Source organism: Jiangella aurantiaca (genome assembly GCF_004349105.1).
Lineage (GTDB): Bacteria > Actinomycetota > Actinomycetes > Jiangellales > Jiangellaceae > Jiangella > Jiangella aurantiaca.
On sequence record NZ_SMLB01000070.1, the window covers coordinates 1 to 26,816 of the forward strand.

At 70.9% G+C, this 26,816-nt stretch carries 29 protein-coding genes and 4 tRNA genes; 19 read left to right on the forward strand and 14 right to left on the reverse strand.

Translation table 11 applies throughout. The features are described from left to right. A partial coding sequence (locus E1262_RS28420; protein ID WP_132107716.1) for a methyltransferase domain-containing protein occupies positions 1 to 739 on the forward strand: 739 nt, incomplete at its 5' end. A 318-nt stretch (positions 740 to 1,057) separates the two neighbouring features. Here the strand turns inward: E1262_RS28420 and E1262_RS32260 are convergent. The 6 genes from E1262_RS32260 to E1262_RS28450 all read right to left on the reverse strand — a co-directional run bounded on the left by E1262_RS32260 (position 1,058) and on the right by E1262_RS28450 (position 8,009). Continuing rightward, on the reverse strand, positions 1,058 to 1,315 hold the full coding sequence (locus E1262_RS32260) for a Fur family transcriptional regulator (RefSeq protein WP_420810567.1): 258 nt from the start codon (positions 1,313 to 1,315) through the stop codon (positions 1,058 to 1,060). A gap of 134 nt (positions 1,316 to 1,449) precedes the next feature. Then, the gene (locus E1262_RS28430) at positions 1,450 to 2,190 is read right to left on the reverse strand and encodes a PIG-L deacetylase family protein (protein WP_132107718.1); all 741 of its coding nucleotides are present in this window, start codon (positions 2,188 to 2,190) and stop codon (positions 1,450 to 1,452) included. 31 nt (positions 2,191 to 2,221) lie between these two features. Then, complete coding sequence (locus E1262_RS28435; RefSeq protein WP_132107719.1) at positions 2,222 to 3,109, reverse strand: ABC transporter permease; 888 nt, start codon at positions 3,107 to 3,109, stop codon at positions 2,222 to 2,224. Next, the gene (locus E1262_RS28440) at positions 3,106 to 4,080 is read right to left on the reverse strand and encodes an ABC transporter permease (RefSeq protein ID WP_132107720.1); all 975 of its coding nucleotides are present in this window, start codon (positions 4,078 to 4,080) and stop codon (positions 3,106 to 3,108) included. Before E1262_RS28440 ends, E1262_RS28435 begins: the two co-directional genes overlap by 4 nt. A gap of 40 nt (positions 4,081 to 4,120) precedes the next feature. Next, positions 4,121 to 5,794 carry an ABC transporter substrate-binding protein gene (locus E1262_RS28445; protein ID WP_132107721.1) on the reverse strand — a complete coding sequence of 558 codons (1,674 nt, stop codon included), beginning with the start codon at positions 5,792 to 5,794 and terminating at the stop codon, positions 4,121 to 4,123. Between the two features lie 40 nt (positions 5,795 to 5,834). Continuing rightward, complete coding sequence (locus tag E1262_RS28450; protein WP_132107722.1) at positions 5,835 to 8,009, reverse strand: ABC transporter ATP-binding protein; 2,175 nt, start codon at positions 8,007 to 8,009, stop codon at positions 5,835 to 5,837. A gap of 155 nt (positions 8,010 to 8,164) precedes the next feature. On the opposite strand from E1262_RS28450, the gene E1262_RS28455 reads away from it, so the two are divergent. The 7 genes from E1262_RS28455 (at position 8,165) to E1262_RS28485 (ending at position 11,843) form a co-directional block, all read left to right on the forward strand. Further along, positions 8,165 to 8,872 carry a GntR family transcriptional regulator gene (locus tag E1262_RS28455; RefSeq protein ID WP_132107723.1) on the forward strand — a complete coding sequence of 236 codons (708 nt, stop codon included), beginning with the start codon at positions 8,165 to 8,167 and terminating at the stop codon, positions 8,870 to 8,872. Positions 8,873 to 8,940: 68 nt separating this feature from the next. Continuing rightward, entirely contained in the window at positions 8,941 to 9,216 is a 276-nt protein-coding gene (locus E1262_RS28460) for an aldehyde dehydrogenase family protein (RefSeq protein ID WP_132107724.1), read from the forward strand. Continuing rightward, positions 9,213 to 9,635 carry a type II toxin-antitoxin system VapC family toxin gene (locus E1262_RS28465; RefSeq protein ID WP_132107725.1) on the forward strand — a complete coding sequence of 141 codons (423 nt, stop codon included), beginning with the start codon at positions 9,213 to 9,215 and terminating at the stop codon, positions 9,633 to 9,635. The genes E1262_RS28460 and E1262_RS28465 overlap by 4 nt, the downstream gene beginning before the upstream one ends. 21 nt (positions 9,636 to 9,656) lie before the next feature. Beyond that, positions 9,657 to 9,899, forward strand: coding sequence for a P-loop NTPase family protein (locus E1262_RS31135; protein ID WP_203454612.1), 243 nt, complete (start codon positions 9,657 to 9,659; stop codon positions 9,897 to 9,899). Further along, entirely contained in the window at positions 9,896 to 10,105 is a 210-nt protein-coding gene (locus tag E1262_RS28475) for a hypothetical protein (protein ID WP_132107726.1), read from the forward strand. Before E1262_RS31135 ends, E1262_RS28475 begins: the two co-directional genes overlap by 4 nt. A 336-nt stretch (positions 10,106 to 10,441) precedes the next feature. Further along, entirely contained in the window at positions 10,442 to 11,446 is a 1,005-nt protein-coding gene (locus E1262_RS28480) for a cation diffusion facilitator family transporter (RefSeq protein ID WP_203454614.1), read from the forward strand. Between the two features lie 118 nt (positions 11,447 to 11,564). Continuing rightward, complete coding sequence (locus tag E1262_RS28485) at positions 11,565 to 11,843, forward strand: hypothetical protein (protein WP_132107728.1); 279 nt, start codon at positions 11,565 to 11,567, stop codon at positions 11,841 to 11,843. Between the two features lie 1,147 nt (positions 11,844 to 12,990). On the opposite strand, the gene E1262_RS28495 is transcribed toward E1262_RS28485, so the two are convergent. Beyond that, a tRNA-Val gene (locus tag E1262_RS28495) sits at positions 12,991 to 13,062 on the reverse strand. A gap of 98 nt (positions 13,063 to 13,160) precedes the next feature. Between E1262_RS28495 and E1262_RS28500 the strand changes: the two genes are divergently transcribed. Next, positions 13,161 to 13,580, forward strand: coding sequence for an SsgA family sporulation/cell division regulator (locus E1262_RS28500; RefSeq protein WP_132107729.1), 420 nt, complete (start codon positions 13,161 to 13,163; stop codon positions 13,578 to 13,580). Positions 13,581 to 13,673: 93 nt separating this feature from the next. Next, positions 13,674 to 14,231 carry a CGNR zinc finger domain-containing protein gene (locus tag E1262_RS28505; protein WP_132107730.1) on the forward strand — a complete coding sequence of 186 codons (558 nt, stop codon included), beginning with the start codon at positions 13,674 to 13,676 and terminating at the stop codon, positions 14,229 to 14,231. 122 nt (positions 14,232 to 14,353) lie between these two features. Here E1262_RS28505 and E1262_RS28510 read toward each other — a convergent pair whose 3' ends face one another. Both E1262_RS28510 and E1262_RS28515 read right to left on the reverse strand, forming a co-directional pair. Then, entirely contained in the window at positions 14,354 to 15,190 is an 837-nt protein-coding gene (locus E1262_RS28510; RefSeq protein WP_132107731.1) for an aminotransferase class IV, read from the reverse strand. Then, entirely contained in the window at positions 15,184 to 16,224 is a 1,041-nt protein-coding gene (locus E1262_RS28515; protein WP_132107732.1) for a chorismate-binding protein, read from the reverse strand. Before E1262_RS28515 ends, E1262_RS28510 begins: the two co-directional genes overlap by 7 nt. 54 nt (positions 16,225 to 16,278) lie before the next feature. Between E1262_RS28515 and E1262_RS28520 the strand changes: the two genes are divergently transcribed. From E1262_RS28520 to E1262_RS28530, 3 genes are all read left to right on the forward strand, one after another. After that, positions 16,279 to 16,351, forward strand: a tRNA-Gly gene (locus tag E1262_RS28520). A 26-nt stretch (positions 16,352 to 16,377) separates the two neighbouring features. Next, a tRNA-Cys gene (locus E1262_RS28525) sits at positions 16,378 to 16,448 on the forward strand. 14 nt (positions 16,449 to 16,462) lie between these two features. Continuing rightward, positions 16,463 to 16,537: transfer RNA gene (locus tag E1262_RS28530), tRNA-Val, on the forward strand. Between the two features lie 137 nt (positions 16,538 to 16,674). Here E1262_RS28530 and E1262_RS28535 read toward each other — a convergent pair. Continuing rightward, entirely contained in the window at positions 16,675 to 17,274 is a 600-nt protein-coding gene (locus E1262_RS28535) for a hypothetical protein (protein ID WP_203454616.1), read from the reverse strand. 94 nt (positions 17,275 to 17,368) lie between these two features. Here E1262_RS28535 and E1262_RS28540 point away from each other — a divergent pair, with 94 nt between their 5' ends. Beyond that, positions 17,369 to 17,710 (forward strand): winged helix-turn-helix transcriptional regulator, encoded by a 342-nt coding sequence (locus E1262_RS28540; protein ID WP_132107741.1) that lies wholly within the window; start codon positions 17,369 to 17,371, stop codon positions 17,708 to 17,710. A 12-nt stretch (positions 17,711 to 17,722) separates the two neighbouring features. Here the strand turns inward: E1262_RS28540 and E1262_RS28545 are convergent, their stop codons facing one another. From E1262_RS28545 to rsgA, 3 genes are all read right to left on the reverse strand, one after another. Then, a complete protein-coding gene (locus E1262_RS28545; RefSeq protein ID WP_132107733.1) occupies positions 17,723 to 18,328 on the reverse strand; it encodes a class I SAM-dependent methyltransferase in 606 nt (201 codons plus the stop codon). 54 nt (positions 18,329 to 18,382) lie between these two features. Then, positions 18,383 to 18,859: a pyridoxamine 5'-phosphate oxidase family protein gene (locus tag E1262_RS28550; protein ID WP_132107734.1), complete on the reverse strand. Its 477-nt coding sequence runs from the start codon at positions 18,857 to 18,859 to the stop codon at positions 18,383 to 18,385. A gap of 94 nt (positions 18,860 to 18,953) precedes the next feature. Beyond that, entirely contained in the window at positions 18,954 to 20,009 is a 1,056-nt protein-coding gene (rsgA, locus tag E1262_RS28555) for a ribosome small subunit-dependent GTPase A (protein ID WP_203454619.1), read from the reverse strand. Positions 20,010 to 20,213: 204 nt separating this feature from the next. Between rsgA and E1262_RS28560 the strand changes: the two genes are divergently transcribed. Further along, positions 20,214 to 21,863, forward strand: a complete 1,650-nt coding sequence (locus tag E1262_RS28560; RefSeq protein ID WP_132107735.1) for an acyl-CoA dehydrogenase family protein — start codon at positions 20,214 to 20,216, stop codon at positions 21,861 to 21,863. A 542-nt stretch (positions 21,864 to 22,405) separates the two neighbouring features. On the opposite strand, the gene E1262_RS28565 is transcribed toward E1262_RS28560, so the two are convergent. Then, positions 22,406 to 22,786 carry an LPS-assembly lipoprotein LptE gene (locus tag E1262_RS28565; RefSeq protein ID WP_132107736.1) on the reverse strand — a complete coding sequence of 127 codons (381 nt, stop codon included), beginning with the start codon at positions 22,784 to 22,786 and terminating at the stop codon, positions 22,406 to 22,408. A 335-nt stretch (positions 22,787 to 23,121) separates the two neighbouring features. Here E1262_RS28565 and E1262_RS28570 point away from each other — a divergent pair, with 335 nt between their 5' ends. The 4 genes from E1262_RS28570 to cobA are packed head-to-tail and all read left to right on the forward strand — an operon-like array spanning position 23,122 to position 26,813. After that, positions 23,122 to 24,786: a nitrite/sulfite reductase gene (locus E1262_RS28570; RefSeq protein WP_132107737.1), complete on the forward strand. Its 1,665-nt coding sequence runs from the start codon at positions 23,122 to 23,124 to the stop codon at positions 24,784 to 24,786. Between the two features lies 1 nt (position 24,787). After that, positions 24,788 to 24,943: a transposase gene (locus tag E1262_RS31145; protein WP_203454620.1), complete on the forward strand. Its 156-nt coding sequence runs from the start codon at positions 24,788 to 24,790 to the stop codon at positions 24,941 to 24,943. Further along, positions 24,940 to 25,635 carry a phosphoadenylyl-sulfate reductase gene (locus tag E1262_RS28575; protein ID WP_132107738.1) on the forward strand — a complete coding sequence of 232 codons (696 nt, stop codon included), beginning with the start codon at positions 24,940 to 24,942 and terminating at the stop codon, positions 25,633 to 25,635. The genes E1262_RS31145 and E1262_RS28575 overlap by 4 nt, the downstream gene beginning before the upstream one ends. After that, positions 25,635 to 26,813, forward strand: a complete 1,179-nt coding sequence (gene cobA / locus E1262_RS28580; RefSeq protein ID WP_132107739.1) for a uroporphyrinogen-III C-methyltransferase — start codon at positions 25,635 to 25,637, stop codon at positions 26,811 to 26,813. The genes E1262_RS28575 and cobA overlap by 1 nt, the downstream gene beginning before the upstream one ends. The last annotated feature ends 3 nt before the right edge of the window (positions 26,814 to 26,816 follow it).

Below are 26,816 nucleotides of genomic sequence, written 5' to 3' on the forward strand. Positions count from 1 at the left end.
GACCACCAGCACCGACAGCGCGTCCGGTGTCGGCAACGGCCTGCATGCCGACACCGGCACCTGGACGTTCGCCGGCGACGTCCCACGCGTCTTCGGCGACCACGTCCGCCACTCCGTGCCCCTCTACGACATCGGCCACGACCTCGTCTGCGACCTGGCCACGTCCTTCCTCGGCCGCGACGGACGAGGCGTCGGCTACGAGCTCGGCTGCGCCACCGGCGAGCTGCTCCACCGTCTCGCCACCCACTCCCCCGTCCACGCCGCCGCCCGCTGGATCGGCGTCGACCGCGAAGAAGGCATGACCACCGCCGCGCGCGAACGCTGCGCCGGCCTCGGCAACGTCGAGCTCGTCCACGGCGACCTGACCACCCTGGACTACGAGGCCTGCGACTTCGTCGTCGCCTACCTCACCCTGCACTTCATCCCCATCGACCAGCGAGTCCCCGTCATCCGCCGCCTTCACGACGCCCTCCGGCCCGGCGGCGCGCTCTTCCTGTTCGAGAAGGTCCTCGCCGCGAACGCCCAGCTCGAGGACCTGTTCACCACGCTGCACTACCGATGGAAGCGCGGTGCCGGCCTCAGCCCCGAGGAGATCCTCAACAAGAAAGACAGCCTCGTCGGCATCCTCAAGCCCACCACCAGCGACGACAACGTCGCGATGCTGCACGCCGGCGGCTTCACCACCACCGCCACCGCCCTGAAGCACCTGTGCTTCGAAGGCTTCGTCGCCGTCAAGTGAGGGTCAGGTCGCCTCTCCACGAGGGCCCGCGGGCGGTGCCGCTGACCGAGGTCCTGCTGCCCGCCGCGGTGCAGCTGTGCGCCGGCGGCCTGCGCCGGCTCGCCGCCGGCATGAACCCGTCACTGGGCGTGATGCCGGGCATGGCGGCGGAAGCGCTCGCCGAGATCACCGTGCGCGGCCTTCTCGACGCCGAGCCCGACCGGCCGGCATGGGCGGTGACCGACGGCGCCACGGTCCTCGCGTCCGCCGGCGCGACGGTCACGACACTCACGCCCGACGACCCCCGCTACACGCTCATGCCGCCGCGCTCGGTAACACTCACCAGATCGGCGCTCCACAACGCACCCGGCTCGGTCGCAGCGTGCTTCCCGCTGCTGGTGGACCAGGCCCGGCAAGTGGCCGACCGGCTCGGTAGACCGTGGACAGACTCACGGAGACGTCCGCCGCAGCCATCCGGTCGTGCAGGTCCTGGGCCGAGATGAAGTCGGCACAGTCAGACAGCATGCCGAGGACCGCGGCGCGCTGCCGTGTCCGGCGCAGTCCGGCTCCCTCCGTCACCGCCTCGACCATCGGCATCCCTCCAGCAGTCCACCGCCGAGCAATGCCCAATAGATGAACATGATTACCATGTCTACTTGCTTCGGGATCCGGCCTGCCCGCTGGTGACGCCGGGCTCGTCGGCCGCGGCCACCACGCCGGCGATCAACGGCTCAACGCGTGAGCCGGTCCATGACGAAGGTGCCCTCGCGCCGGTAGGGCTCGCCGAGCACGGCGCCGGAGTGCGAGGCGAGACCGTTGGTCAGCGCCAGCGCGGTGAAGAACTGCCGCTGTCCCTCGGCGCCGAGCGTCTCCAGCTCACCGTCGGTCCAGGCCGGGATGACCGACTTCAGCACCTCTGGCGTGGTGTGCTCGAGCCAGTGCTGAGCGCTGAAGGCGTTCTGCGACGACAGTTCCTGCAGCGCCTTGAGCTTCTTGTCGAGCACGTCACTGATCTCGACGACGCAGTTCGCGTGCTCGGGCGTCATGTAGTAGATGGTCGGGATCGGGTGCGGGTCGTGGCCGCCGCATTCCTCGATGCGCCAGTCGCGGCCGGCGACGGCGAGCGCCTCGGCGTAGAGGATGGCGATGACCCGGCGGTCGGGGTCGAGGTCGTGCTGGGCGTGCTGCGGGTCCTGCATGATGATGACGTCGGGCTTGGTTCGGCGGATGAGCTCGACGACCTTGACCTTGGTCGCGGAGGTGAGGTCCACCTCGCCGAACGACACGTCGAGGAAGTCCACACCGCTGACCCCCAGGATGTCCGCGGCGCGCGAGACCTGGGGCTTGCTCTCCTCACGGCACATGAGGACGGCCGCGTTGACCGTCTCTCCTGCGGCGACCGCCTTGGCGATGGCGCCGCCGCACTCGACGATCTCGAGGCCGTAGCTCGCGAGCATGAGGACGTTGGTCATGGGCGTGTCCCTTCTGTCGGTGCCGTTGCCGTCAGGACCGGCGTAGGCGTGGGTTGATGCGCTGCTCGAGGGCGTAGCCGAGCAGGGCGAATCCGAGGGCGGAGAGCATGATGAGCAGGCCGGGCGGGAGCACCCACCATTTCCAGGCCGGGGTGAGGAACGCGCCGCGCGCCTGGGCCCAGTAGAGCGTCGAGCCCCAGCTCTCCTGGAGCGGGTCGCCGAGGCCGAGGAAGCTGAGTGACGACTCCAGCAGGATCGCGCCGCTGGTGGCCGCGACGAACTCGCCGATGGCGAGCAGCAACGTCTTGGGCAGGACGTGACGCCAGATGACGTAGCCGTGCCCGGCGCCCATCGAGCGCGCGGCGACGATGTAGTCGCGCTTGGCCAGCGACAGCACCTGCGAGCGGATCACCCGGGCGGTTGGCGCCCAGATGAGGATCGCGATGATGATGACGGTGTTGACGATGCTGCGCCCGAGGTACGCGGCCAGCACGATGAGCAGCGGCAGGAACGGCAGGATCAGCACGACGTCGACGCCGCGCATGGCCACCGCGCCCAGGCGCGGGAGGTAGCCGCCGATCAGCCCGACGATCGTCCCGATCACCATGGCGGCCGCCGCGGCGACGATGCCGACGGTCAGCGACACCCGCGTGCCGTAGATCAGCTCGCTGAGCAGGTCCTGCCCGACGTCGTTGGTGCCGAGCAGATGATCGGCCGACGGCGGCGAGAACGGCACTCCCGCCCGCTCCGTGGGGTCGTACGGGGCGAGCACGGGCGCCAGTACGGCCACGGTGACCAGCACCAGCACGATGACACCGCCGACGACGCCGAGCACTCGGGTGCGGTCGCGCGAGACCCGGCTGCGGCGCAGAACGTTCGCCGGCTCCGGTGTGGACTCCGTGATCACGGGGGCGGTCATACGCGGGTCCTCGGGTCCAGGCGCGGGTACAGCGAGTCGGCGAGCAGGTTGGCCAGCAGCACGGCGATCGTGAAGACGAGGAAGGTGCCCTGCATGACCGGGTAGTCGCGGGCGGAGACCGCGTCGTACATCAGCCGGCCCAGGCCAGGATAGGAGAACACCGTCTCGATGACGACAGTGCCGCCGAACGCCCAGCCCAGCCGCAGCGCCAGCACCGTCGTCACCGGGAGCAGTGCGGTGCGGACGACGTGATGCAGCATTACCGCGCGCGGGCGCAGTCCCTTGGCCTGGGCGGTACGGATGTAGTCCTCCCCCAGGACCGACAGCGTCGAGTACCGCATCGACAGGTACACCGCCGGGATGCTGAGGATCGACAGCGTCAGCACCGGCAGCACGGCGTGCTCGGCCACGTCTGCGGCCCATGCCAGGCCGGACAGCTCCACGCCGGGCGTCGTCGCTCCGAACGACGGCAGCCAGCCCAGCGACACCGAGAACAGTGCGATGAACAGCATGCCGAGCCAGAACTGCGGCGTGGACTCGAGCGCGATCATGAAGCTGAGCGAGCCGACGTCCCACCTGCTCCCCCGCCGCCACGCGGCGAAGGCCCCGAGCGCGATGCCGATGGCGCCGGCCACCACCAGCGCGGTGAGCGTGAGCAGCAACGTCCAGGGCAGCCGGTCCAGCACGAGCTCCTCGATCGGCGTGCCTTGGCGGAAGGAGTAGCCGAAGTCCAGCGTGAGGATGCTCTTCCAATAGGTCAGGTACTGGACGACCAGCGGCTCGTCGAGGCCGGCGTCGGCGGTGACCGCAGCGCGCTCCTCCGGGGTCATCTCCCCCACCTCGACGCCCGCGATGAGCGCGAGCGGCGAGCCGGGCATCAGCCGTGGCAGGGCGAAGTTCAGGGAGACGGCGACGACGAGCACGATGGCGTACTGGCCGAGACGGGCCAGGCCGAGGCGTCGTGCGTTCATCGCCGCCGTCTCCTTCCGAACGTGGTGGGCACGCGGTGTGTCAGGGCTGGCCGTCGTCGGGGATGAACGACAGCTTGGTCATCGGGCCGGTGCCGGTGATCGACACCCAGTCGCCGAACACGTCCGGGTTGTAGCCGTAGGCGCCGTTCGGGTGCAGCAGCGAGACGAACGGGACCTCCTCGGCGATCCGCTGCTGGAGCTGGTTCGCGACCTGCTGACGGGCGGCCGGGTCCAGCTCGGTGTCCAGTTGGACCGCCAGCGCGTCGGTCTCCGGGTCGGAGTATCCGGTGACGTTGAGATTCCCGATCGCCGGGTCGCTGGCCACGAGCGACGCCATCTGGCCGATGTCGGCCTGGCTCGGTGCCGACCAGCCCCACATCGCCATGTCGTAGTTGCGGCCCAGGTTGACGTCGTAGCCCGGCCAGACGGCGTCGTCCAGCGTCTGCATCTCCACGGAGCTCACCTCGACGTCGATGCCGACCTCGGCCAACTGCTCGCCGATCAGCTCGGCCAGCCGCATCCGCAGCGCGTTGTTGGAGGCGACCAGGAGCTCGAAGGACAGTGGCGCGCCGCCGAGCTCCCGGACGCCGTCGGAGTCGGAGTCGGTGAGGCCGATCTCGTCGAGCAGCTCGGCGGCCGCCTCGGGGTCGTACACGGTCTCAACGGAATCGACGTACCAGGGCGAATCGGGGTGAACCCAGCCGGCGTTGCCGACCACCGCGGCGCCCAGGAACACGTCGTCGACGAGCCGCTGCCGGTCGACGGCGAGGGCGACGGCCTGCCGGAACTCGGCCTGGTCGAACGGTGGCACCGCGGTGTTGAAGACGAGCAACGTGGTCGTGTATTCGGGTGCCTCGATGACGTCGAGGGTGCCGGTGCCGCGCAGCACGTCGATCTGCTCCGGCGATATCGACCTCATCATGGTGTCGATCTCCCCCGACCGCAGCGCCGCGGTGGCGCCGGCCTCGTCGGCGAACTGGACCACCACCAGCTCATCGACCTTCGGCTCACCGCGGAAGTACTCGGGGTAGGCCTCGAAGGAGTAGCTGACGCCCGGGTCGGACTCCACCAGGCGGTAGGGCCCGGAGCCGACGTTCGTCGTCTCGTCGAACGGGGCCAGGTCCGGGTCGGCGATCCCCGACCAGATGTGCTGGGGCAGGATCGGTACGTCGGCGAGGACGCGGATCTGGAACGACGGGTCCGGCGTGGCCAAGGTCAGGACAACGGTGGATTCGTCCTGCGCCACTGCCTGCGAGACGTTGCCCATCGCGGTGGCGAACCGGCCGGGCGGGCCGGCCTTGTAGTAGTCGACGCTGAACGTGACGTCCTCGGCGGTGAGTGGCTCGCCGTCGTGCCAGGTGACGCCGTCGGCGAGGCCGAGCGTATAGGTCAGGCCGTCCGCTGAGCCCTCGACGGTCTCGGCGAGCCAGGGCTGCGGCTCACCGTTCTCGTCGATCTGCATCAGCGAGTCGTAGCTGAGCATCGTGAGGTTCAGGCCGGGGAAGCCGGTCGCGTAGGTGTGCGGCGTCAGGTTGCCCTCCTCGGACATGATCCCGATGCGCAGGGTCTCCGCCGTGGCGGCGCCGGACGAGCCGGAGTCGCCGGACGAGCCGGTGTCCTCGGTCCCTCCGTCGGAACCGCAGGCGCCGAGGACGAGGACGGCGGCGAGGCCGAGCACCGGCGCTGCGGCTCTGGTGATGCGACGTACGAACATCTTCTGGACCTCCGGGTGGCGATCGGTGGCGTCAGCGCGGTCAACCCGTCGCTGAGCGGGCCGGGTCGGGGGCGGTGGACGAGGCGGCGATCTCGTCGGCGAGATGGCAGGCCGTCCAGTGGCCCGGGCGCTGCTCCTCCAGCGGTGGCGGAGTGGTGTCGCAGAGTCCGGGCCGGGCGAAAGCACATCGTTCGTGGAACCGGCAGCCCGATGGTGGTGCGACCGGGCTCGGGGGGTCACCGGCCAGGGGTACCGGCCGGGAGCGGCGGTGGGGATCGGGGACGGGTACGGCGTCGAGCAGGCCCCGCGTGTACGGGTGCCGCGGCCGGCCGAAGACGTCGTCTCGGTTGCCGCGCTCGACGATCTGCCCCAGGTACATGACGGCCACTCGGTGCGCGATGGTCCGGATGACGGCGAGATCGTGGGAGATGATCAGCAGCGACAGGCCCAGCTCGGACTGCAGCCTGGACAGCAGGCGGATGATCTGCGCCTGCACCGAGACATCGAGCGCCGAGACCGGCTCGTCGCAGACCAGGACCTGGGGATCCAGTGCGAGTGCCCGGGCGATGGCGACCCGCTGCCGCTGCCCGCCGCTGAGCTGGTGCGGGTAGCGGCGGCCCAGCTCGCGCGGCAGTTCGACGATCTCCAGCAGCTCGCCGGCCCGGACGCGTTGCTCCGCCACCGACCCCCGGCGGTTGATCCGCAGCGGTTCGCTGACGACGTCCTCGACCCGCAGCGCCGGGTTCATCGACGCCGCGGGGTCCTGGAAGACCATCTGGGCCGTGCGGCGCAGGTCCCGTAGACCGACGGCGCTCATCGTGTGCAACACCTGGTCGCCGAACGCCACCGCGCCGCCGCTGGTCTTCTCCAGGCCCAGCAGCGCCCTCGCCAGCGTCGACTTGCCCGAACCGCTCTCACCGACCAGCCCGAGCGTCCGTCCGCGCTCGAGATCGAGGGTGACGCCGTCGACCGCCCGCACGGGCGCCGCTGACCGGCGCCACGAGCCGCGGCCCCGATAGTGCACGCGCAGGTCGTCGAGCGCGACGACGACCGGCGGGGCGGGCGCCTCGGCGGCGGGCGGCGGCGCCGGTGCGGCGGCCGCGGCGGGCGCCTCGCCGGCGGGCGCGCCATCCACCGCACCGGACGGCCGTGGGTTGTCGGCGCCCGCCCGTAGGGTGGGACTCCCTCCCAACCGGGCGGGGACTACACGGCCGTGATCCAGCAGCTCGCCGGAACGGTGGCACGCCACGGCGTGGCCGCCGCCCGCCACGAGCGGCAGCAGAGTCGGGCGGGCGGCGGCACATTCTTCCTGGGCGTGGTCGCAACGCGGGGCGAAGACACAGCCCTCGGGCTGCGCTTCCGGGTCGGGCAGGCTGCCGCGGATGACCTCGAGTTCCGCTCCGGCAGGGCTGTCGAGGCGTGGCATGGCGCGCAGCAGACCGGCCGTGTAGGGGTGGACGGCGGCGTCGAACAGGTCCGCGCACGGTCCCTGCTCGACCACGCGGCCGGCGTACATGACGGTGACCCGGTCGGCGATCTGCGCCACGACGCCCAAGTCGTGACTGATCCAGATGACCGACATCCCCCGCCCCCGGCGGATCCGGTCGACCAAATCCACGATCTGCGCCTGCACGGTGACGTCGAGCGCCGTCGTCGGTTCGTCGGCGATCAGCACCCGCGGACCGCACGCCAGCGCCATCGCGATCATCACGCGCTGCCGCATGCCGCCGGAGAACTGGTGCGGGTAGTCGTCCGCGCGCGCCTTGGCGTCCGGGATGCCGACTTCGCCCAGCAGCTCGACGGCCCGGGCATGCGCGGCACCGCGCGACACATCGGAATGGGCACGGATCGCCTCGGCGATCTGCCGGCTGACCGTGTGCACGGGATTCAGCGACGACATCGGATCCTGGAAGACGACGCCGATCTCGGCGCCGCGCACCGAGCGCAACGCGCGCTCGTCCATCGCCAGGAGCTCACGGTCGCGCAACCGGATGGAACCTTCGACCTCGGCGTTCTCAGGCAGCAGCCCGAGGGCGGCCGTCATCGTGACGCTCTTGCCCGAACCGGACTCGCCGACGACCGCCAGCGTCTCCCCCTCGGCCACGGAGAGGTCGACGCCACGAACGGCGTGAACGTCGCGCCCCGCGGCCCGGAAGGTGACCCGCAACCCGCGGATGGCCAGCAGCTCCGTCACCCGGGGCGGCGCGGTCACCATCCAGTAGCCTTGCGTCGAACAGCAGCAACGGGTGGAACATCGCGGGTCGCAAACCCCGGGTGGAGGTGCATCGAAGCCCCTTCCGTCTCTGATGTGTCAGGTAACATACGAGTGATGCATCACCGTGGCAAGAGCCGCGAGGAGAGGTAACACGGTTGACACACACAACCGACGGAGCCGCCGCCACAGCGACGGATGTCGCCTATGAGCGCCTGAAGCGCGCCATACTCACCTGCGCGCTCGCCCCCGGATCCGAGCTCCGCGAGGCACAGCTAGCCGACGACTTCGAGCTCGGACGCACCCCCGTCCGCGGCGCCCTGGGCCGGCTGGTCCAGGACGGCTTCGTCGAGGTCCGCCCCAGGAAGGGCTATCGGGTCACCGACCTCAAGATCACGGACGTCAACGAGGTCTTCGAGCTGCGGTCGCTCATCGAGCCGGCGGCCTGCGAGCTCGCCGCCGCCCGTGCGCCGCGCCCGGCGATCGAGGCCCTGCACGACCTCGCACACGCCGAGTACGACCACACCGACCCGGCCAGCTACGAGCAGTTCATCGTCGACAACCGCGAGTTCCACGTGCGGCTCGCCGTGGCAGCGGGCAACCAGCGGCTAGCCCGCTCGATCCGGACCCTGCTGGAGGAGATGCAGCGGCTGTTCTTCCTCAGCCTCACGATGCGCGACACCAGCAGCGAGCAGATGCACGAGCACCACGCACTCTACGACGCGATCCTCGCCGGTGACGCCCCGCTGGCCCGGAAGATCAGCGCCGACCAGATCGAGCAGAGCCGACGGCGGGTCATCGAGTCGCTGATCACCGGCTTCGGCCCGGCCTCGCTCGGAGCATCCGCGACCAACCTGGGTCTCTGACCTCGGGCCCCGCCGGGGGGGCGAGCACACGCTTGCATCTCTGATAGCACAAGCGATAGCATGTGGCCATGCCCAACGTGCTCATTCGGGACGTGCCCTCCGACGACCTGGAACAGATCCGGTCCGCGGCGACGGAGCGGGGCATGTCCCTGCAGGCGTACCTTCGCGACGCCGTGCACGCGCAAGCCGCTCATCTGCGCCGGCGAGCGGCGTTGGCCCAAACGGCGGAACGGCTGCGCGGCCGGCCAGGTGTACCGGAAGACGAGCGGCGCGCCGTACTCGACGCCGTCGCCGATGCACACGCCGAACGGGCCGATGAGCTGACCGACCGATCGACGACGTGATCGTCGACGCATCGCTGGTCATCGACGCCGTCGCCGACGCCGGTCCCCGCGGGACCGCGGCACGCCGCGCCCTAGCCGATCATCCGGCGTCAGAGCCGCTGCTTGCTCCGGGACACTTCGCCTTCGAGATCATGTCCGGCCTGCATGCCGCCGCCAACCGGCCCGGCCACCCGTTCCGAGCCGACGACATCGAACAGGCGCTGCTCGACGCGGCCGCGTTCGAGATCACCATCGAAGCGACTCCCTGGACCGATGTGCACCGTGCATGGACGCTGGCCCAGGCATCGCTGCGGTATCCCGATGCGATCTACGTCGCCGCAGCCGAACGGCACCGCCTCGCCCTGCTCACCTGCGACGGCCGCATCGAGAGATCCGGCGCACCGATGCGATGCGAGATTGTCACCGTCGCACCCTCGTGATCATCAGCCGTTGGCGACGTCATGCTGTCGCCGGCGGCCGATGATCAGGAGCAGCGGGGATCCGGACCTCGACTGGTGTTCCAGTTCTTCCAGCTGCTGCCGACGCTCACCGTCGCCGAGAACGTGATGCTGCCGATGGACTTCGCCCGGACGGTGCCGGTGCGCGAGCGCCACGACCGCGCTCAGCGCCTGCTGGAGCGCGTCGGCATCGGTGACCAGGCGAACAAGGCGCGCTCCTGGGCGACCTCGGCGTCGAGGCGGTGAGCCTGACGGCACCATGGTGGGCCTACGCGGCGATCGTCGCCGCGGGCCTCGGGCTGCCGGTGTTGCTGACGCTGGTGCCGCTACTCCGCACCAGCCCGGTCACCGGCTGGGTCGTCCTCGTGGTCCTCGGGGCCATGCCCGCCACCGAGGCGGCCGCAGGCCGGGCCTCCCGCATCACCGTGCGGGAGGCGCTGAGCTACGTCTGAGCCGCATGAATCTGCCGATCACTCTTCCGAGGCTGTGATGTTTCAGATAACATGGCCTGTGATGTATCACTGGGTCGGCTACCGGACCGACGAGACGAACCCGTTGGGAGTGCAGCGTAGATGGACGACCAGTCGCCGCCGCAGGTCAACGACCACGGACATGGCCACGGCCACGGTCACGGCCACGGGCACGACGAGCCCTCCGCGCCGGCCGCCCCGGCTGAGCCGGAGACTGGCGGCCACGGGCATGGCCACGGCCATGGTCACGGGCATGGTCACGGGCATGGTCACGGGCACGGCCACGACGGCATCAGCCTGTGGGGCCGCGTCACGCACATGTTCCGGCCACACGCACACGATCACACCGAGGCCATCCAGACGGCTGAGGAGGCCAGCAGCGAGGGCATCCGAGCAGCCTGGATCAGCCTCGGCGGCATGGGCGCGACCGCCGTTCTGCAGATCGTCATCGTCGCCGTCAGCGGATCGATCGCGCTGCTCGCCGACACCCTGCATAACCTCGGCCACCTCGTCACGACGATCCCTCTGGTGATCGCGTTCCGGCTGGGCCGGCGCGCCCCCACGAAGAAGTACCCGTTCGGGTACCGGCGCGCTGAAGACCTGGTGGGCCTGCTCATCGCCGGTGTCATCGCACTGTCGGCGGCACTCATCATCTGGGAGACCGTCGACGCCCTGATCAACCCGCGGGACCTGACCAACCTCGGCTGGGTGTTCGCCGCCGGCCTGGTCGGCGCGCTCGGCAACGAGCTCGTCGCGATCTACCGGATCCGCATCGGCCGCAAGATCGGCTCTGCGGCGCTCATCGCCGAGGGCAACCACGCCCGCGCCGACGGCTTCACCTCCATCGCCGTCGTCCTGGGCGTCATCGGCGTGTGGCTGGGCTTCCCCGAGGCCGACGCCATCATCGGCCTGCTCATCGCGGTGGCCATCCTGTGGATCCTGGTCGAGTCCTGCAAGTCGGTCATCCGGCGGCTCATGGACGGCGTGGAACCTGGTCTGGTCGACGACATCCGCCGGGTCGCATCGAGCGTCCCCGGCGTCCAGTACGTCGACGCCATCCGGGCGCGCTGGAGCGGTCACCGGCTCGAGGCCCAGATCACCGTCGGCGTCGACGCGACGCTGACCGTCGCCGACGGCCACCAGCTGGCCGAAGAGACGCACCACGAGCTGCTGCACACGATCCCGCACCTCAACGACGTCAGCGTGCACATCCATCCGGCGTACGACGGTGTCACGCCGCCCGAAGCGCATGAGCTGACACACCACCACTCCTCACCCGAAGCGCGCCGCGCCTACCAGGAGGCGCGCGGCATCACCGTCTGACAACGACGCGGCCGTGGGGCCGGATCCTCGGATCCGGCCCCAGCTGAGAGCTCGCCCACCTCGCCGGCCCCCGCGGCCGAACTGAACTTGCGAGCGCGGTAGTCACGTTGTCAGCTCGTTGCAGCTGCTCCCCGGGGTGCACCGGGTCCTCTCATCTCCTGCCGCGGTCATTGAAACCGCACATGAGGGGATCGAGTGGGCTACGCGGAGAAGCGACCGGGGTACTACCCTCGCCCGCTACAAGGTCAACGACAAGTGGGTCACCGTCAAGAACGGTCGCGGCGAGACGATCCGGTACGGCACCAAGCGCGCGGCGAAGGCCGCCGCGAACGCCGAAGAGGTCAAGGTGCGGGAACGGACCTCGCGCGATCCGGCTGTTAGCCGCCGTTGTCGGTGACGATGGGTGTCGTTGACGTTGACGACCAGGTGTGGACAACCGGTCCGATGTCGGATGGGTCGTCTGCGCCGTCAGCGTGGCGTTGAACGGGGCTGGCGCGCACGGCGACGACGACCGGGTACGGCTTGATCATGGAGAAGGTCGGCTCTGCAGTCGCGGGAACCCGACCCTTCTCCGTGATCGACTCGGTGGCGGCGGCTGGGCGTCCGTGCCCGGGGGCCGGTCGTGGTCGCGGGGTGGTGACATGAGCGCCAACTGTTGGCGCTGGTGTCAACACGCCCGGGTCGTGTTCGGTGCCCTGGCCGGGTCGGCCAGGCCCGCGGGCGCGGCCGACGCCGTGCCGATCACCCGGCCTCGCCCGTGACCGCCAGATCCTCATGATCAGTGACGCCATCATCGGCAGTTTCATTGGCGGCTAACAATCCAGCCGCCGGCCGGATCACGTTCGGAGCGAGGACCTCGCTCAGTCGACGATGCAGAACTACAAGCACCATCTCGAGGAACACCTTCTGTCCGCGTTCGGAAATATGAGCCTCGCGGACATCTTCGGCGCCGACGTGGACGAGTGGGAGCGAGCTGAGCGGGCGGCCGGGTACTTCGCGTCGTCGGTGCCGACCTGGCGCACGACGCCCTCCACGATCCTGTCCGACGCCGTCGTCGAAGGCCTGATTGCGGCCAATCCCGCGCTCAAGCGCCGCGGTCGCGGCAAGCGGGCCGGACGATCGCGCCACCGGAGACCGGAGAAGGTCACCACCGACGCGTTGGTGGCCCTTCCGATCGCCGACCTCACCGGGCGCGACGACGAGTTCGTCATGATCCTGACGACATTCTGGATAGGCCTGCGCTGGGCTGAGGTGGTCGGGCTGGAGACGACCTTCGTACGCCCGGAGCAGGTCCGCGTGGAATGGCAGCTGTGGGAGGACGATGCCGGAGCCTTTCACCAACTGCCGCCCGAGGACGACTCCTACAGAGACGTCGACACCCCGCCGTGGTTCCACAGGCGCTCTGACGCTGCGGGCCAAGGCACCCCAGCAGCGGCGCTGAACCAGCCGACTACGACGCCAGTCTCAGACCGAAGTTTCAAGATCGTCCCACAGAACGGGGACGGAAGCGTAGATGAGATGATCGAAATACGCTCTGACCTGGGTGGGCGATACTGGGATCGAACCAGTGACCTCTTCGGTGTGAACGAAGCGCTCTCCCGCTGAGCTAATCGCCCGGGCGCGACCAGAACCATACCGCACCGCAAGGCCGCGACGGAAACCCCGGCCGGGTTTCGCGTTGCGCGATGTCCGGAATGGCCTGACACTACTGGCCATGAGCGCGTCGACCATCTCGTATCCCCTGGCCCTGCGCCTGCTCGACGAGGGAGACAGCGAGCGGTACATCCAGGCGGAACTGCGCTACTGCGCGACCGACCCGCTGGCGGTCACGGCGGTGTTCGACACGACGGCGCGCGAGCCGGTGCCGTGGGTGTTCGCCCGCGATCTGCTCAGCGCCGGGCTCGACGAGCCGAGCGGCAAGGGCGACGTCAACATCTGGCCTGCGATGGACCCACACGGCACGCCGACAGTGCGGCTGCGGCTGCGCTCCCCCGACGGCGACGCGGTGCTGGAGGCGCCGGCGACGGCCGTCGAGGACTTCCTCATCCAGACGTGGGCGCTGGTGCCGACCGGCATCGAGGGACGGCTGCTCAGCATCGACGCGGTGCTCGACTCCCTACTGGACCGTACCTGACCTCACCAGTGTCCCCCGTCTGTTGTGCCCCGCGCACCAGTGGATTACGGTCATCCCACTTGACACCCCGGAATCCGAGGTAAGGGCAGGCACGTGACCTTCAGCCACGACGTCGAGCACGCTCTCGAGGTTGTCGTCGACCTGGTGAACACCGATCCCGTCGCGACAGGCAGCGAGGGATTACCTGACGTCGGCTCGCTGCGGTCGTTCATCGATCTGTACAAGATCAGCGACCTGCCCACCGTCACCGAGGCCGACCTGCGCGCCGTCCGGGCGCTGCGGCCCCGGCTGCGCGAGGTGTTCGAGGCCGGCGACACCGCCGAGGCCGCCGACCTCGTCAACGGGCTGCTCGACGGCGCGCGAGTATGCCCGCGGCTGACCAACCACGACGGCTACGACTGGCACACCCACTACTTCGCCCCCGGCGCGGCGCCTGCCGAGCACCTGCTCATCGACGCGGGCATGGCGCTGTCGTTCGTCGTGGTCGCCGGCGAGCAGGAGCGGCTGCAGGTGTGCTCCGCCCCCGACTGCGGGCGCGTGCTGGTCGACCTGTCGCGCAACCGCTCGAAGCGCTACTGCGACAGCCGCACCTGCGGCAATCGGCTGCACGTCGCGGCCTACCGCGAGCGGCAGCGGGCCGCCGCCGTCTGACCGCCTGACGACGACGGCGTCAGCTCACCCCTGAGGGGGCCGGCCCTCGGATGTCGTCGGGCCGGGCATGGCCCCAGTCACGGTCGCCCTGGCTCGGCGCCTTGCATCGACCCTCCTAGGGCTCACGGCTCCGGGTCGGCCGTCGCCCGCTCGGCGAACGTCGCTGCGGCGCGAGCGGTCACCGGGCCGGGCGCCGGCAGCTCGCGCCGTCGTCCGTCGTCCCAGACGACCGCCGAGACGGGCTGCACGTCGCGCGTCGTCGACGTGAGGAAGATCTCGTCGGCGGTGTCGAGGACACCGAGGTCGAAGTCGGCCTCCGCCGCGTCGCACCACTCGATGACGAGGCCGCGGGTGACGCCGGCCAGGCAGCCCGTCGCGGTCGACGGCGTCAGCAGCCGGCCGTCCACGACGACGAACACGTTGCTGCCGGTCCCCTCGCACAAGCGGCCGCGGGTGTCCGCGCACAGCGCTTCGCTGGCCCCGGCGGCGGCCGCACGATCCAGGGCGATGACGTTCTCGGCGTACGACGTGGTCTTCAGGCCGGCCAGCGCGCTCCGTTCGTTGCGCGGCCACGGCACCACCGCCACAGTCGTGACCGGCGGCTGCGGCGCGGCCGGCGTCAGCGCGATGACGAGCGTCGGCCCGGCGTCGCCGCGCTGCGAGCCCAGCGGCCCCACGCCGCCGGTGTAGGTGATGCGCAGCCGGTACAGGCTGTCGCCGGTGCCCTGAGCCGCGACCTGCTCGCACGCCTTGGTGAGCTCGGCCTGGTCGGGCGCCGGGAGTCCCAGCCCGGCGGCCGAGCGGCCCAGCCGGGCCAGGTGCCGGCCCAGCGCGAACGACACGCCGCCGACGACCTTCACGGTCTCGAAGACGCCGTCGCCCACCGTGAGGCCGTGATCGAACACGCTGACGGTCGCATCGGACTCGTCCAGCAGCTCTCCGTTCACCCAAGTCAGCACGAGGCCAAGCCTACGAGGCGCTCCGCCTTCAGCTCCGTCTCGGCCCACTCGCGGTCCGGATCCGAGCCCCACGTGATGCCGGCGCCGGTCCCGAACCGCAGCACGCCGTCGCGCGCCCAGAACGTGCGGATGCCGACGGCCAGCTCACCCTCCCCCGTGTCGGCGTCGACCCAGCCGACGGCGCCGCAGTACGGCCCGCGCGGCACCGGCTCGAGCTCCGCGATCGCCCGCAGCGCCGTCGACTTCGGCGCGCCGGACACCGAGCCGGGCGGGAACGTCGCGGCGAACAGCTCGGCCCACCGCGCGCCGGGCAGCAGCCGGCCGCTCACCGTCGACACCAGATGGACCAGGCCGGGGTGCTTCTCGACGCTCAGCAACTCGTCGACGGCGATGCTGCCGGTGACGCAGACCCGGGACAGGTCGTTGCGGACGAGGTCGACGATCATCACGTTCTCGGCGCCGTCCTTCGCCGTGAGGTCCGCCGCCGTCCGTCCGGTCCCCTTGATCGGCGAGGACGTGACGTGGTCGCCGCGGCGGCGCAGGAACAGCTCAGGTGAGGCGGTGACGACCTGGAGGCCCGGGATCGCGATGATGCCGGCGAACGGCGCGTCGTGCCGGTCGCGGAGCCTGTTCGCCAGCGGCAAAAGATCGCCGGCGCCGTCCGGCAGCGGCGCCTCCAGCACCCGGCACACGTTGACCTGGTACACCGTCCCCGCGGCGATGCGTTCTCGCACGTCACGGACGGCGTCGACGTAGCCCTCGCGATCCAGCGACGACGTCCAAGCGGCCTCCGCGGGTCCGTTCCACCGCCGTTGGGCCCGCGGCAGCGGTGCGTTCTCCCAGTGGTCGAAACGGACGCAGACGACGTCGCCCTCGAACGTGACCACCACGGCCCACCGCCCGGATCCGTCGAGGACCCGCAGGTCGGACGACACCTCCACCAGCCCCGTGGCCAGCTTCCCCCCGAGGTGCGCCAGGGGTCTCGGCGGCACGTCCACAACACGCGACGCTATCGCGTTTGGCGACGGCGGCATCGATGGGCTAATGTTTCACCCGCACCGCGGTTCTGAAAACCGGCCCGGTGCGATGCGGACGTAGCGCAGTTGGTAGCGCATCACCTTGCCAAGGTGAGGGTCGCGGGTTCGAGTCCCGTCGTCCGCTCGGAGCGGGGCTCTGGCCCTCATCACGGTGGAGTGGCCGAGAGGCGAGGCAACGGCCTGCAAAGCCGTCTACACGGGTTCAAATCCCGTCTCCACCTCGGCACGAAGACTCGGGCGATTAGCTCAGCGGGAGAGCGCTTCCCTGACACGGAAGAGGTCACTGGTTCAATCCCAGTATCGCCCACCAGGTAAAGGCCCTATCGATCCTGTCGGTAGGGCCTTTCTCATGCCCATACAGCAGCGAAGTACAGCAGAAGCCCGGCCGGTGCAGTCGCGAGTCTCACGGCCCGCCACTGATCACACGGGCGCTCGTCGGGTTGCGGGTCAGATTCGCTTGTCCACGACGATCCAGTTCGTCTCCCACGTCTCCCCGCCGTCGTCGGAGAACGCCTGCTCGAATCTTGCCTTGTCCGGTCCCTGCCGGACGATGAGGAAGCGCACTTTGATCGGGCGTCCATCGAGCTGGTCGTCGCCGTAGAACTCGCCCACTCCGTCGTGGAACCCGCCGTACACGGCCGGCGTGAGCAGCCCGTCGCGCATATTGACGAAGGTCAGGCTCCAGCGATCGGCCTGGGGCTCGTAGAGCCGCAGGTTGAGGGCCTCGATCCGCCCGGTCGCCCCCTGGACGTTGAACTCGACGACGTTCGACCGGCCGCCCATCAGCGGACGAACCACGCTCGTGCCCTCGAAGCCGAGCCACTCATCCGGGGACTCCGAGAGCGGATTGGCGAGCACCCGCACGTGAGAGCGCCAGGTGCCGATCTCCCAGTCGAAGCTCCGTTGGCCGTCCGCGACGGAGGCCTGAGCCGTTGACGGAATCGGCGCCGCCTCGCCCGGCGCCGCACCTGCGGTCAGTGCGAGGAGCGACATGCACACGACCATGATTCGCTTCTGTGGCATGGTGATCTTCAGGTGAGTGTTCATGATTCGAATATCGGAGCGGAGCATGCCCATGAACAAGAAGGCACCTTCAGGTAACCCCTCGCCGTCGCGCCCCAACCCCATTCCCGGCTGCCCGATGGCCGCGGCGTTCGCCGCAATCGGTGGGAAATGGAAGCTGACCTTGTTGTATTGGCTCGCCCATGGCGAGTGCCATTTCGCCGGCCTGCGGCGCCGGGGCGCGCCGATCACTCCGAAGGTGCTGGCCGAGCAGCTGCGCGAACTCGAGGCCGACGGGCTCGTCGAGCGGGTCGAGACAGGGCCCGTCCCGGCGCCGGTCATCTATCGGCTGACCCCGTACGGAAAGACGGTTCTACCCGTCGTGGAGAACGTCCGGGCCTGGGGTGAGGCCCACCTGGAACACACCCACGGTGAGACCGCTCCCGGCGAGGCCATGGCCTGCGCCGACGCGGTCGCGTAGGCCTGCGCTGCCTCAGCGCTCCAGTCCCGCGACCTGCCACGTCAGGCCGCGGTGGGTGTACGCCGGCCGCAGCCCGCGCTCCCGCAGCACCTCGAGCATGGCCTGCGGCGGGTGGACGAACGCCCGGTACCGCTGCTTCCGCAGCCGCATGACCAGGTTCGTCACCCCGACGAAGGCCCGCCCGGCCAGGTTCCGCGGCGGGTGGCTGAACACGACCAGCCGGCCGGCGTGGTCGGCCACCGCGGCGAGCAGCCGCTCGTAGTCCGGGTAGCAGCACACCACCCGATGCAGCACGACGACGTCGGCGGCCGCGACGCCGCCGGGGTCGGCCGCGATGTCGTGGATGCGGTACTCGGCGCGGCCTGTCAGCCCGGCGTCCGCGAGCAGCCGCGCCGCCTCATCGCGGTACGCGGGCGACAGCTCGAGACCGACCGCCGAGGCGGCGCCGCGGCGCAGCAACTCGATCTGGATCTCGCCGACCCCGCCGCCGATCTCCAGCACCGTCGCGCCCTCGATGCCGCGCTCCTGCAGGAACGCGACCATCCGCGCCGCCGTCTTGTCCAGGCCGCGCTTGCGGTAGCGCCGCGCGACACGCCGGGCGAACCCGGTCGTGAACATCCGCTCGCAGCCCCGCGGATCACAGCAGCCACCACCCACAGCATCACCACCCGCTCACAGCGTCACCACTCGCCGGGTGTCGATGCCCGTGCCGTACTCCGGGTCGCTCCCCCGCACGTGCACCGAGTGCTCCGTCACCCGCGCCCGCCACAGCCGCAGTCGCTCCGGCGGGTACAGCCACTCGACCGGGAACGGCTCCTGCCGCTCCGGGAACCGCGCCCGGCACGCCACCGGAGCGCACGCTTCCAGTTCGTCGTCCGGCACCTGCCCGGCGGTGGCGAGCAGATAGACCGCCCGGACGTCGCCGCCGATCGGGACGGTGGAGTCGTAGATCACCATGCTCACTTCGGGATGGCGCACGATGTTCTGGGAGTGCCGCGCCTCGGGTGCCGACATCCAGTAGAAGATGTCGTAGCCGTCGGGCGCGTAGTAGACCGGTGACACCCGGGCCCGGCCGTCGGGGTCGACCGTGCCCAGGCTCATGTACCGGGTTCTCTCGATGAGCCGGCGAGCGTTGTCCTCGTGCGTCATGGCGTCCTCGCATCATCGCGTGCATGCCCGCCCGGTCATCCTCGCCGACGCCGACGCCTGCAGCAACCATCGGCGGACGACGACGGTGACGGCGTCAGCGGCGGTGCCGCTTCGCCTCCAGGTCGGCGACGACGCCGCGCCGGGGGCCCGGCGTCCGGCGGGCGGCGTTCCGCTCCGCCTCGCGCCGCAGTTTGCGCCAGCGCGTCAGGCGGTCCTCGTCGAGCTCACCGTCGGCGACGGCGAGCAGGACGGCGCAGCCGGGCTCGGCCACGTGCGCGCAGTCGCGGAACCGGCAGCGCGCCGCCAGCGTCTCCACGTCGGCGAACGCTCCGGCGACGGCGGCGTCGTCGGCGACGAGCCCGACCGCCCGCAACCCGGGGGTATCGACGATCACGCCCCGGCCGGGGAGGACGACGAGCTCACGATGGGTCGTCGTGTGCCGGCCGCGGCCGTCGCGGGCCCGCACGGACCCCGTCGGCATCAGGTCCACCCCGGCCAGCGCGTTGGTCAGCGTCGACTTGCCCGCGCCGGACGGCCCGACCAGCGCCAGGGTCCGGCCGTTGCGCACCAGCGCGACCAGCTCGTCGAGGCCGGTCCCGGAGACGGCGCTGACCAGCAGGATCTCCACCCCAGGCGCCACAGCGGCGACCTCGTCGCCCATGCCCTCCGGGTCGGGCACGAGGTCGGGCTTGGTCAGCACGACGACCGGCTGCGCGCCGCTCCCCCAGGCCAGCACCAGCAGCCGCTCGATGCGGCCGAGGTCGGGGTCGGGGTCGAGGTGCTCGACGATCGCGACGACGTCGACGTTCGCCGCGACGACCTGGCCCTGCGACGTCCGGTCGGCGCTGTCCCGCACGATCGCCGTCCGCCGCGGCAGGACGGCCTCGAGCGTGACGCGGTCGTCCGGCCAGTCGCGGACGGCGGTCCAGTCGCCGACGGCGGGCAGCGCCATCCGATCGGCGGCGACGGCGCGCAGCACGTCGCCGCCGTACGTGGCCCGGACGGCGCCCATGCCGCCGACGAGGTCGGCCCCGGCACGATCGACGCGGCATACCCGCGCCAGCCGGTGCGCGCCCCGGTAGGGAAGGAAGGCCCGCCCGACCTCGGGCGTCCAGCCGAGGTCGAGCAGACGTTGCTGGGAAGCAGACATGTGAGACCTTCTTCTGGTGCGGCCTCACGCGCGACGGTGTCAGCGGCGGCGTGCTGGCCGGAGAGTACTGGAGCGAACGGATCTGCTCACGTGCATGGCCGCTCACCTCCTCCGTCGTCCACAGCCTGACTGCGAGCGTCACGTTATCCACAGGCGGGCACTCGCGGCCAGCGAATAACCGGCCGGCCGGTCTACCGTGGGTTTGTGGGAGCGACACACGAGGTCACCAACCAGCCGCCGCCGCTGACGGGGTACGACGTGTTCGGCGCCGACGCCGCACTGGTCGAGGCGTTCGACCGGTACGGGTACGCCGGCGACCGCGTCGAGCTGGAAGCGTTGGGCCGGCTGGCCGGCTCTGCCGAGGCGCAGCAGTGGGCCGTCGAGGCCGACCGCAACAGTCCGGTGCTGCGCACGCACGACCGCTATGGCAATCGCGTCGACGAGGTCGACTTCCACCCGTCGTGGCATCGACTCATGCACACCGCCGTCGAGCACGGGTTGCACGCGGCGCCGTGGGCCACACCGGGACCAGGCGCGCACGCCAGCCGCGCCGCGAAGTTCCTGGTGTGGAGCCAGCTCGAGGCCGCGCACCTCTGCCCGGTCTCGATGACGTACGCGGCGATCCCCGCCCTCCGCACGGATCCCGCCGTCGGCGCCGTGTGGGAGGAACGGCTGCACGGCGCCTACGAGCCCGGGCTGCGCCCGCCCGCGGAGAAGGAGGGCTGCTTGGCCGGCATGGCGATGACGGAGAAGCAGGGCGGCTCCGACGTCCGCGCCAACACAACGCGCGCCGAGCCCGACGGCTCCGCCGGCTGGCACCGGCTCACCGGGCACAAGTGGTTCTGCTCCGCCCCCATGAACGACGTGTTCCTGGTGCTCGCGCAGGCGCCGGGCGGGCTGAGTTGCTTCGTCCTCCCCCGCGTGCTCGACGACGGCACCCGCAACGCTCTGCGGTTGCAGCGGCTCAAGGACAAGCTGGGCAACCGCGCGAACGCTTCCGCCGAGGTCGAGTTCGACGGTGCACTGGCCCAGCGGCTGGGTCCGGAGGGCCGCGGCGTGGCCACGATCATCGAGATGGTGGCCGCCACCCGTCTCGACTGCGTGCTCGGCTCAGCCGCGCTGGTGCGCCGATCGGTCGCCGAGGCGACGTGGCACGCGGCGCACCGGTCCTCGTTCGGCGCCCGCCTGGCCGACTCCGAGCTGATGCGCGCCGTCCTCGCCGACCTCGCGCTGGAGTCCGAGGCCGCGACGGCGCTCGGGCTACGGCTGGCCGCGTCCGTCGATCGTGCCGACGACCCGCATGAGCGGGCGCTGCGGCGCATCGGGCTGCCGCTGGCGAAATACTGGGTGTGCAAGCGGACGCCGGCCGCCGTCGTCGAGGCGCTGGAGTGCCTGGGCGGCAACGGCTACGTCGAGGAGAGCGAGATGCCGCGGCTGTACCGCGAGGCGCCGCTGAACTCGATCTGGGAGGGCGCGGGCAACGTCCAGGCGCTCGACCTGCTGCGCGTGCTCGCGCGCGAGCCGGATGCCATCGCCGCGTGGCGGGCTGAGGTCGAGGCCGCGAAGGGCCAGGACCGACGGCTGGACGACGCGCTGGCCTCGGTGACGTCCGTCCTGGTGGGCGGCGACGTGGCCGGCGGTGACGCGACTGGGGCGGCCGGGCAGGCGCGGGTGCTGGCCGGTCGGATGGCGGTGCTGCTGCAGGCCAGCCTGCTGGTCCGGTACGCTCCGCCCGCCGTCGCCGACGCGTTCTGCGCCAGTCGGCTCGATGCCCGGCACGGGGTGTACGGCGCGCTGCCCGCTGGGCTCGACACCGCCGCGATCGTCCGCCGCGCGACCCCGGAGGCACCATGATCTGCGCCGCGTGTGCTGAGCAGCGTCATCTGGAGTGTCCTGCGCGCGAGAAAGGCCGCTCCTGGTGCGACTGTCAGCACCAGACGAGCGACCGCCCAGTCGAGCCGGCAACGGGCTACGCCTCAGAGTGACGTCCGCCCTGCCTGGGGGGCGAGTCTGGGCACAGCTCAAGGTCGCTTGGCGTGGTCCGGTGCGCCGTTGGCGCCTGTGGACAGCGATGATCATCAAGGATTGCGTACATCACCAGGATCACCCGAGCCTCAACACGATTACAGGCGTGGTGAGGCTCCAGAAAACCTCATGATGGCCCCCGAAACGCCGGCAAATCTCACCATGTGGACACTCCAGCGGAACCCGGACCGGCCCGTCGCCACACTCCCCCCGTCCCCCTGATAACTGCCCGTTCTTAGGCCGCGTGCGCGCGGGTCAAGCGGTCATCACCGGCGCGAAGCGCCCCCCAATAGTCCGCTTGAGGCGCGCGCACGCGGCCAAGAGAATGGGCAGCAGGGGGACGGCCAACGTTGCGAATCCCCCGGCGAACCTCAGAACTCGACGTTCACCGAGCAGTCGGGGATCTCGTCGAGCTGGGCGATCGCCTCGTCATCGACGAAGACGCCGAGGGAGCCGCTGCAGCCAGAGCTGGAGAGCGTCCCGTCGAACTCCGCGCGCACGGAGCGCCCGTCGACGGCGGTTCCGGAGCAGTTGGCGTCGCCCGTCAACGACGTACCGTCGCGGTTCAGGTCAGTGGTGCAGTCGGGGCCGCTCTCCAGCGTGACGCCGGCATCGGACAGCTGCCGCGTGACGGCGTCCTCCAGCGCGGAGGCGGCGAGGTCGTTGATGCCCTGGTCGAGCTGCTCGGAGCAGGCCGTCAGAGCCAGGACACCGGCGGCGAGCATGACCACGGGGCGCAGGATTCGTCGCACGCCGCCGACCCTACCCGCCACACATGAAAACCTATCGAACCGCTAGGCAATCTCTCGATGTGAGACAACTCTGCCCAAATGATGGACAGGCCGTTCGCGCCCGGCGCCACAGCATGGCACGATGCTCCCCATGTTGTCCGTCATTCCCCTGCTGCTGGTGAGTCGGCGTCACGTCGACTACGGCCGCATGGACAGCATGCTCTGTCTGGCGTTCTGACCGCCCCGGACTCACCAAGCCGGGCGCGCGGTCGCGCCGGCGGGCACTCCGGACACCACAACCGCCGAGAACACAGCGCGCACCGTGCGTCCCCGACCCCTCGAGGACTGCACTGCACATGTCTCCCACGCAGACGCCGACCCCCAAGCGCCCCCGGGGCCAGGGGCAGTGGGCCCTCGGCCACCTGGAACCACTCAACCCGAATGAGCGGTTCAAGAAGGACGACGACGGCCTCAACGTCCGCAAGCGCATCGAGACCATCTACAGCAAGCGCGGGTTCGCCAGCATCGACCCACAGGATCTGCGCGGCCGGTTCCGCTGGTGGGGCCTGTACACACAGCGCCGGCCCGGCATCCCCGGCGGCAAGACCGCCGTGCTGGAGCCGCACGAGCTGGACGACGAGTACTTCATGCTGCGCGTGCGCATCGACGGCGGCGCGCTCAGCCTGGAGCAGCTGCGCACCGTCGCGGAGATCTCGACCACCTACGCGCGCGACACCGCCGACGTCACCGACCGGCAGAACATCCAGCTGCACTGGATCCGGGTCGAGGACGTGCCGGTCATCTGGGAGAAGCTCGAAGCGGTCGGCCTCTCGACGACGGAGGCATGCGGCGACGTGCCGCGGGTCATCCTCGGCTCCCCCGTCGCCGGCATCAGCGCCGCCGAGGTGCTCGACCCGACCTGGGCGATCGACGAGATCCAGCGCCGCTACATCGGCTCGCCCGAGTTCTCGAACCTGCCGCGCAAGTTCAAGTCGGCCATCAGTGGGCTGCCCGACATCGTGCACGAGGCCAACGACATCGCGTTCGTCGGCGTGAACCACCCGGAGCACGGGCCGGGCCTGGACCTGTGGGTCGGCGGCGGCCTGTCGACGAATCCGAAGCTGGCGGTCCGGCTGGGCGCCTGGGTCCCACTCGAGGAGGCGCCCGAGGTCTGGGCCGGCGTCGTCGGGATCTTCCGCGACTACGGCTACCGCCGGCTGCGCCACCGCGCCCGGTTGAAGTTCCTCGTCGACGACTGGGGCGCTGAGAAATTCAGGGAAGTTCTCGAATCGGACGAGTACCTCGGCCGCCGGCTCATCGACGGCCCGCCGCCCCCGCCGCACGTCGAGCCGATCGACCACGTCGGCATCCACGAGCAGAAGGACGGCCGGTTCTACATCGGCGTCGCGCCGCTGGTCGGCCGGGTGTCCGGCTCGATGCTGGCGAAGCTGGCCGACGTCGTCGAGGCGCACGGCTCCGGCCGGCTGCGCACGACGCCGCACCAGAAGCTGGTCATCCTCGACGTCGACGGCGACCAGGTCCAGTCGCTGGTCACGGCGCTCGACGCGATCGGGCTGCAGGCGCGGCCCAGCGTGTTCCGCCGCAACACGATGGCGTGCACTGGGCTGGAGTACTGCAAGCTGGCCATCGTCGAGACCAAGCAGCTCGCCGTCGATACCGTCGCCGAGCTGGAGCAGCGGCTGGCCGACCTCACCGCGCAGGTGGACGTGCCGATCTCGCTGCACCTCAACGGCTGCCCGAACTCGTGCGCCCGCATCCAGGTCGCCGACATCGGGCTCAAGGGGCAGATCGTCAAGGGCGAGGAGGGCTTCCAGGTCCACCTCGGCGGCGGCCTCGGCCTCGACGCCGGCTTCGGCCGGAAGCTGCGCGGGCTCAAGGTGACGGCGGCGGAGCTGCCCGACTATGTCGAGCGCGTCGTCCGGCGCTTCGCCGACCAGCGGACGGACGGCGAGCGGTTCGCCCAGTGGGTGGCCCGCGCCGACGAGGAGGCGTTGCAGTGAGATGAGCGAGACCAGGGCCGCGATCATGCACTGCCCGTTCTGCGGGGAGGAAGACCTCTACCCCGTGGAGACCCATGGCGGGTGGGAGTGCCGGTCCTGTTTGCGGGTGTTCTCGGTGAAACTGCTCGGCCTCTCGACCAGAAGGAGCGCAGGATGACCCTCTGCCCGACGAACTCCCTCGAGGCGCTCGCGCTGGACGCCGCGCGGAACCTGGAGCACGCACCGGCCGGCGAGATCGTCCGCTGGGCGCACGAGACCTTCGGCGAGCGGTTCGCCATCACCGCCTCGATGGCCGACGGCGTGCTGTCGCACGTCGCGTCGACGGCGGTGCCGGGCATCAAGGTGCTCTTCCTCGACACCGGCTACCACTTCGCCGAGACGATCGGCACCCGCGACGCGATCGCCGCGACGTACGACGTCGAGGTCGAGACCATCACGCACCCGCTGCGCGTCCCGGAGCACGAGGCCGAGTACGGCAAGCTCTACGAGATCGACGCCGACCTGTGCTGCGCGATCCGCAAGGTGTGGCCGCTGGATCGCGCGCTGAAGCCGTACGACGCGTGGGCCGGTGGCGTCCGCCGCGCGGAGGCGCCGAGCCGCGCGAACACGCCCGTCGTCGCCTGGGACCCCAAGCGCGGCAAGATCAAGGTCAACCCGCTGGCCACCTGGACCGACGAGCAGGTCGACGCGTACGTCGCCGAGCACAAGGTCCTGGTGAACCCGCTGCGCGAGCTCGGCTACCTGTCCATCGGCTGCGAGCCGTGCACCCGCCCCGTCGCGCCGGGCGAGGACCCGCGCGCGGGCCGCTGGGCCGGCTCGTCGAAGACCGAGTGCGGGATCAACATCTGATGTACCCGTTACAGCTGGACGTGGCCGGCAAGCGGGTCGTCGTGGTCGGCGGCGGGCCCGTGGCCGACCGCCGCGCCCAGCCGCTGGTCGCCGCCGGCGCCGAGGTACACCTGGTGGCGCCCTTCTTGTGCGAGTCGCTGGCCGAGCTGGTCGCGGCCGGACGGGTCACCTGGTCGCCGCGCGACTATGCCGACGGCGACCTCGACGGCGCCTGGCTGGTGCACACCGCCACCGGCGAGCCGGCCGTCGACGACGCCGTCGCCGCGGCCGCCGACGCCCAGCGCACCTGGTGCGTCCGCGCCGACGACGCCTCCCGCTCGGCCGCGTGGACGCCGGCCGTCGCCCGGGTCGGCGACGTGCTGGTCGCCGTCACCGCCGGCGGCGACCCGCGGCGCGCCGTCCGGCTGCGCAACGCCGTCCAGACCGCCCTCGAGACCGGGGAGCTGCCGCTGCGGCGGGTCCGCGGGTCCCGACGGGGTCAGGTCGCCCTCGTGGGCGGCGGTCCCGGGCACCCCGGGCTCATCACCACCCGCGGCCGGCAACTGCTGGCCGCCGCCGACGTTGTCGTGGTCGACCGGCTGGCGCCGCGCGCACTGCTGGCCGAGTTGGACGACGACGTCGTGGTCATCGACGTCGGCAAGACACCCGGCCACCACCCGGTCCCCCAGCACGAGATCAACCGGCTGCTGGTCGAGCACGCCCAGGCGGGCAAGCAGGTCGTCCGGCTCAAGGGCGGCGACCCGTTCGTCCTCGGCCGCGGCGGCGAGGAGGCGGCCGCCTGCCGGGCCGCCGGCGTCCCCGTCGAGGTCGTCCCCGGCGTGACCAGCGCGGTCGCGGTGCCCGCGGCCGCCGGCATCCCCGTCACGCACCGCGGGCTGGCCAAGCAGTTCACCGTCGTCTCCGGGCACGAGGGCCTGGACTGGGCCAACCTCGCCGGCACCGAGGGCACGCTGGTGTTTCTCATGGGTGTCAGCCTGCTCGCCGACACCGCCGCCCAGTTGATCGCGCACGGCATGGACCCGGACACCCCTGCCGCCGTCGTCGAGGACGGCTTCGGCCCGCGCCAGCGGGTCACCACCGCGCCGCTCTCCGGCATCGCCCGGGCGGCCGCCGAGGCCGGCGCCCAGCCGCCCGCCGTGATCGTCGTCGGCGACGTCGCCACACTCGCCTCCGCCTGACCC

Bases quoted from the DNA above. Each gene is read 5' to 3' on its own strand.
- E1262_RS32260 (WP_420810567.1), bottom strand. From the start codon at position 1,315: ATGCCGATGGTCGAGGCGGTGACGGAGGGAGCCGGACTGCGCCGGACA.
- E1262_RS28430 (WP_132107718.1), bottom strand. From the start codon at position 2,190: ATGACCAACGTCCTCATGCTCGCGAGCTACGGCCTCGAGATCGTCGAG.
- E1262_RS28435 (WP_132107719.1), bottom strand. From the start codon at position 3,109: ATGACCGCCCCCGTGATCACGGAGTCCACACCGGAGCCGGCGAACGTT.
- E1262_RS28440 (WP_132107720.1), bottom strand. From the start codon at position 4,080: ATGAACGCACGACGCCTCGGCCTGGCCCGTCTCGGCCAGTACGCCATC.
- E1262_RS28445 (WP_132107721.1), bottom strand. From the start codon at position 5,794: ATGTTCGTACGTCGCATCACCAGAGCCGCAGCGCCGGTGCTCGGCCTC.
- E1262_RS28450 (WP_132107722.1), bottom strand. From the start codon at position 8,009: ATGGTGACCGCGCCGCCCCGGGTGACGGAGCTGCTGGCCATCCGCGGG.
- E1262_RS28460 (WP_132107724.1), top strand. From the start codon at position 8,941: ATGCCCAACGTGCTCATTCGGGACGTGCCCTCCGACGACCTGGAACAG.
- E1262_RS31135 (WP_203454612.1), top strand. From the start codon at position 9,657: ATGCTGTCGCCGGCGGCCGATGATCAGGAGCAGCGGGGATCCGGACCT.
- E1262_RS28480 (WP_203454614.1), top strand. From the start codon at position 10,442: ATGTTCCGGCCACACGCACACGATCACACCGAGGCCATCCAGACGGCT.
- E1262_RS28500 (WP_132107729.1), top strand. From the start codon at position 13,161: ATGAGCGCGTCGACCATCTCGTATCCCCTGGCCCTGCGCCTGCTCGAC.
- E1262_RS28515 (WP_132107732.1), bottom strand. From the start codon at position 16,224: ATGCCGCCGTCGCCAAACGCGATAGCGTCGCGTGTTGTGGACGTGCCG.
- E1262_RS28535 (WP_203454616.1), bottom strand. From the start codon at position 17,274: ATGAACACTCACCTGAAGATCACCATGCCACAGAAGCGAATCATGGTC.
- E1262_RS28540 (WP_132107741.1), top strand. From the start codon at position 17,369: ATGGCCGCGGCGTTCGCCGCAATCGGTGGGAAATGGAAGCTGACCTTG.
- E1262_RS28545 (WP_132107733.1), bottom strand. From the start codon at position 18,328: ATGTTCACGACCGGGTTCGCCCGGCGTGTCGCGCGGCGCTACCGCAAG.
- E1262_RS28550 (WP_132107734.1), bottom strand. From the start codon at position 18,859: ATGACGCACGAGGACAACGCTCGCCGGCTCATCGAGAGAACCCGGTAC.
- rsgA (WP_203454619.1), bottom strand. From the start codon at position 20,009: ATGTCTGCTTCCCAGCAACGTCTGCTCGACCTCGGCTGGACGCCCGAG.
- E1262_RS28570 (WP_132107737.1), top strand. From the start codon at position 23,122: ATGTCTCCCACGCAGACGCCGACCCCCAAGCGCCCCCGGGGCCAGGGG.
- E1262_RS31145 (WP_203454620.1), top strand. From the start codon at position 24,788: ATGAGCGAGACCAGGGCCGCGATCATGCACTGCCCGTTCTGCGGGGAG.
- E1262_RS28575 (WP_132107738.1), top strand. From the start codon at position 24,940: ATGACCCTCTGCCCGACGAACTCCCTCGAGGCGCTCGCGCTGGACGCC.
- cobA (WP_132107739.1), top strand. From the start codon at position 25,635: ATGTACCCGTTACAGCTGGACGTGGCCGGCAAGCGGGTCGTCGTGGTC.